Genomic DNA, 4,184 nt, shown 5'->3' with positions numbered 1-4,184 from the left:
GGCGCGACCACCTGGAGTCGGCTGCCGAACGCCCGGCGCATCTCCCGCACGGCGGCGCCGCGCCGCGCGTCGGTGCGCTTGTTCGGCGGGTACCAGCAGCGGACGGACGCGGGGGACCGGCCGCCGAACGCCTGCGCCAGCACCTTCGCGTCGCCCTCGTGCTGCGCGTAGGCGTTGCCGTCGGCGCTGCGCTGGACGCGCTGCGCCGCGTCGTGCAGGTCGAGGTCGAGGTAGTCCTTCACCTTGACCAGCGCGTCGAGGAACTTGCTGGTGGACTGGACGGGGTCGCGCAGCTTGTCCGGCGAGCCCCAGCCCTGCGAGGGCCGCTGCTGGAACATGCCGACCGAGTCGCGGTCGCCGCCCGCCAGGTTGCGCATGTGCGACTCCTGGATGGCCGTCGCGTACGCGATCACCGAGGCGCGCTCCGGCAGCGACTTGCGGACGGCCACCGCGGCGATGGTCGAGGCGTTCGCCGCCTGGTCCAGGTCGAGCGGCATCTTGCCCTGCGCCGTCCGCACCTCGCACCCCGAACCGTGCAGGTAGGGACGGGCGCGCGTGTACAGCGCGTACCCGGCGGCCGACAGCGCGACGACGGCGACGAGCGCCACGATCCACCAGCGCCGCCGCCGCCCACTCCGCTCGCCGCCCGACCCCTCCCGGGGGCCGGATCCCAGCTTCGCCCAGACAGCCACGCCCTGACCGTACCGGGCTCCGGCCGTCGGTAAGCTCAATGTCCATGACCGAGACGTTCACCAGCCCGATCTCCGCCGCCGTCGACGAGCTCTGGGAGCGGCGCGCCGAGCTCGGGCCGGACGACACCGAGGCCCGCGCGGCGATCGTCGCCGCCGTGGACCAGATCGACGCCGGCGAGGCCCGGGTCGCCCTGATCGACCCCGCGACCGACGAGGTCGTCGTGGACGAGCGCGCCAAGCGCGCCATCCTGCTGAGCTTCAAGGTGCTCGGCATGGTGCGGTCGCAGGTGGGCGACTTCCAGTACCACGACCGCATCCCGCTGAAGAGCCGCCTGGACGGCGTCCGGGTCGTCCCGGGCGCGATCGCCCGCTGGGGCTCCTACCTGGCCCCCGGCGTGGTCCTGATGCCGTCGTTCACCAACATCGGCGCCTACGTCGACTCCGGCACGATGGTCGACACCTGGGCGACCGTCGGGTCCTGCGCCCAGGTCGGCAAGAACGTGCACCTGTCCGGCGGGGTGGGGATCGGCGGCGTGCTCGAGCCGCCGAACGCCAAGCCGGTGGTGATCGAGGACGAGGCCATGATCGGCTCCCGCTCGATGATCGTCGAGGGCGCGCGGGTCGGGCGCGGCGCGGTCGTCGGCTCCGGGACGAACCTGTCGGCGTCCATGCCGGTGATCGACGTCGAGACCGGCGAGGAGCTCAGCCGGGGCCGCATCCCCGACTGGTGCGTCGCCGTCGGCGGCACCCGCCTGAAGGAGTTCAAGGGCGGGAGCTTCGGGCTGCCCGCCGTCCTGGTGCTGAAGCGCCTGGAGCCGGGCCAGCGGCACGACAAGGCCGCGCTCAACGACATCCTGCGCGACCACGGCATCAACACCTGACGGACCGGGGGCCCGCCCACGGGCCCGACACGCTGGGGGACGGCCCGCACGGCCGTCCCCTTTGCATAGGGTTCCGGGCATGACCTCTCTCGATCTCCAGATGGACGTGACGGACCTGACGGCGGCGATCGTCGATGTCGAGTCGGTGAGCGGGAACGAGCGGCCCCTCGCGGACGCCGTCGAGGCCGCGCTGCGGGAACTGCCGCACCTGGAGGTCGTCCGGGACGGCGACTCGGTCATCGCGCGCACCGCCCTCGGCCGCCCCGAGCGCGTGCTGCTCGCCGGGCACCTGGACACCGTCCCGCTGAACGGCAACCTGCCGTCCCGCCGCGAGGGCGACCGGCTCTACGGCTGCGGCACGACGGACATGAAGGCCGGGGTCGCGGTGCAGCTCAAGCTGGCCGCCGCGCTGTCCGCGCCGTCCCGGGACGTGACCTACGTCTTCTACGAGTGCGAGGAGGTCGAGGCCGACCGCAACGGGCTGAAGCGGATCGCCGAGACCCGGCCCGAACTGCTCGCCGCCGACTTCGCCGTCCTGATGGAGCCGACCGGCGGGCTCATCGAGGGCGGCTGCCAGGGCACGCTGCGCGCCGAGGTCACCGCGCGCGGCGAGCGGGCGCACAGCGCGCGCGCCTGGATGGGCCGGAACGCCATCCACGAGGCCGGCGCGATCCTGGACCGGCTGCGCGCCTACGAGCCCGCCCTGCCCGTCGTGGACGGCCTGGAGTTCCACGAGGGCCTGAACGCGGTGTTCGTCAGCGGCGGCGTCGCGGGCAACGTCATCCCGGACGAGTGCGTCGTCACCGTCAACTACCGCTTCGCGCCGGACAAGTCCGAGAAGGAGGCCGAGGAGTACGTCCGGACGTTCTTCGACGGCTTCGACGTGAGGCTCGTCGACTCCGCGCCCGGCGCCCGGCCGGGCCTGGACCGTCCGGCCGCGCGGGCCTTCGTCGCCGAGACGGGCGCGGCCGTACGGGCCAAGCTGGGCTGGACCGACGTCGCCCGGTTCGACTCCCTCGGCGTCCCGGCGGTCAACTACGGCCCGGGCCACCCGACCCTCGCCCACACCAGGGACGAGTACGTCGAGCTCCCCCTCATCACCGACGCCGAGAACCGCCTCCTGGCCTGGCTAAGGTGAGGTCATGAAGCGCGAGATCCGTATGCGGCGGCAGGGGCCGGCGACCCTGCGAGGCAAGGCCATCCCCCCGACCACCACCGACCAGCGGCTGCTGGACCGGCGCGGCCCCACCGACTGGGTGCACGCCGACCCGTGGCGGGTGCTCCGCATCCAGGCCGAGTTCGTGGAGGGGTTCGGGCTGCTCGCCGAGCTGCCCAAGGCCGCCTGCGTGTTCGGCAGCGCCCGGACGAAGCCGGGCACGCCCGAGTACGAGCTCGGCGAGCAGATCGGCGCGAAGCTGCACGAGGCGGGCTACGCCGTGATCACCGGCGGCGGCCCCGGCATCATGGAGGCCGCCAACAAGGGCAGCCACGACGCGGGCGGCCTGTCGGTCGGGCTCGGCATCGAGCTGCCGTTCGAGCAGTCGCTGAACGACCACGTCGACATCGGCGTCCAGTTCCGGTACTTCTTCGTCCGCAAGACGATCTTCGTGAAGTACTCCCAGGCGTTCGTGGTGCTGCCCGGCGGGTTCGGCACCCTGGACGAGCTGTTCGAGGCGATCACGCTCGTCCAGACCGGCAAGATCACCCGGTTCCCGATCGTGCTGGTCGGCACCGAGTACTGGGGCGGGCTGCTGGACTGGATGAAGCAGACGGTGCTGCCCGCGGGCAACATCTCCGCCGACGACCTGGACCTCATCCACCTCACCGACGACCCGGACGAGGTCGTCCGGGTGATCGTGGGGGCGCACGAGGAGGAGGCGCGCAAGCACGAGGAGATCGAGGCCGTGGCCGAGACGGCGCGCCGCGCCGGGGACCCGTCCTGATGGGGCTCGCGGTCTGCGTGTTCTGCGCCTCGTCCACCCGCATCGACCCGGTGCACGTCGAGTTCGCCGAGCGGGTCGGGCGCGAGCTGGCCCGGCGCGGCCACACCTTGGTCAGCGGCGGCGGCCGGATCTCCTCGATGGGCGCGGTCGCGCGCGGCGCCCGCGCCGGGGGAGCCCGCACGATCGGCGTCATCCCCGAGGCGCTGCGCCACGTGGAGGTCTCCGATGAGGACAGCGACGAGCTGGTCGTCACCCCCGACATGCGGTCCCGCAAGGGCGAGATGGACCGGCGCAGCGACGCGTTCCTGGTGCTGCCCGGCGGCATCGGCACGCTGGAGGAGCTGTTCGAGATCTGGACGTCCCGGACGCTCGGCATGCACGACAAGCCCCTGGTCGTCCTCGACCCGCTCGGCGTCTACGACCCGCTGCGCGAGCTGGCCGAGAACCTGACCGAGCTGGGCTTCGCCCGGCCGAAGGTGTTCGACGCGGTCGGCTGGACGGCCGACCTCGACGAGGCCCTCGACCTGCTGGAGCACTCGCGTCCCCGGATCGACGCCACCCCGGAGGACTTCACCGAGGCCCAGCCGTAGGCCCGGTGGCGGCGCGGCCGGCCGTCCCCGCCGCGGGGTCGGCCCGCGCGGACCCGGTCCGGGATGCGGGCTCCGGGG

The 4,184-nt window shown here is 73.2% G+C and carries 5 protein-coding genes; 4 read left to right on the top strand and 1 reads right to left on the bottom strand.

Annotated elements, in window-relative coordinates; genetic code table 11:
• A partial coding sequence (locus AB0J52_RS30020) for a hypothetical protein (RefSeq protein WP_500186004.1) occupies positions 1 to 692 on the bottom strand: 692 nt, incomplete at its 3' end.
• A gap of 44 nt (positions 693 to 736) precedes the next feature.
• Between AB0J52_RS30020 and AB0J52_RS30015 the strand changes: the two genes are divergently transcribed.
• From AB0J52_RS30015 to AB0J52_RS30000, 4 genes are all read left to right on the top strand, one after another.
• Complete coding sequence (locus AB0J52_RS30015; RefSeq protein WP_500186002.1) at positions 737 to 1,573, top strand: 2,3,4,5-tetrahydropyridine-2,6-dicarboxylate N-succinyltransferase; 837 nt, start codon at positions 737 to 739, stop codon at positions 1,571 to 1,573.
• 79 nt (positions 1,574 to 1,652) lie between these two features.
• Positions 1,653 to 2,711, top strand: a complete 1,059-nt coding sequence (gene dapE, locus AB0J52_RS30010) for a succinyl-diaminopimelate desuccinylase (protein ID WP_500186001.1) — start codon at positions 1,653 to 1,655, stop codon at positions 2,709 to 2,711.
• A 22-nt stretch (positions 2,712 to 2,733) separates the two neighbouring features.
• Positions 2,734 to 3,516, top strand: a complete 783-nt coding sequence (locus AB0J52_RS30005) for an LOG family protein (protein ID WP_500186005.1) — start codon at positions 2,734 to 2,736, stop codon at positions 3,514 to 3,516.
• The gene (locus AB0J52_RS30000; protein ID WP_500186000.1) at positions 3,516 to 4,106 is read left to right on the top strand and encodes an LOG family protein; all 591 of its coding nucleotides are present in this window, start codon (positions 3,516 to 3,518) and stop codon (positions 4,104 to 4,106) included. The genes AB0J52_RS30005 and AB0J52_RS30000 overlap by 1 nt, the downstream gene beginning before the upstream one ends.
• Positions 4,107 to 4,184: the final 78 nt, after the last annotated feature.

This window comes from Spirillospora sp. NPDC049652, assembly GCF_040675125.1.
Lineage (GTDB): Bacteria > Actinomycetota > Actinomycetes > Streptosporangiales > Streptosporangiaceae > Spirillospora.
This window is presented reverse-complemented; position numbering and strand designations above follow the sequence as displayed.

What these genes read in the sequence shown, in the direction of transcription:
- AB0J52_RS30015 (WP_500186002.1), top strand. Translation starts at nt 737, where the DNA reads ATGACCGAGACGTTCACCAGCCCGATCTCCGCCGCCGTCGACGAGCTC.
- dapE (WP_500186001.1), top strand. Translation starts at nt 1,653, where the DNA reads ATGACCTCTCTCGATCTCCAGATGGACGTGACGGACCTGACGGCGGCG.
- AB0J52_RS30005 (WP_500186005.1), top strand. Translation starts at nt 2,734, where the DNA reads ATGCGGCGGCAGGGGCCGGCGACCCTGCGAGGCAAGGCCATCCCCCCG.
- AB0J52_RS30000 (WP_500186000.1), top strand. Translation starts at nt 3,516, where the DNA reads ATGGGGCTCGCGGTCTGCGTGTTCTGCGCCTCGTCCACCCGCATCGAC.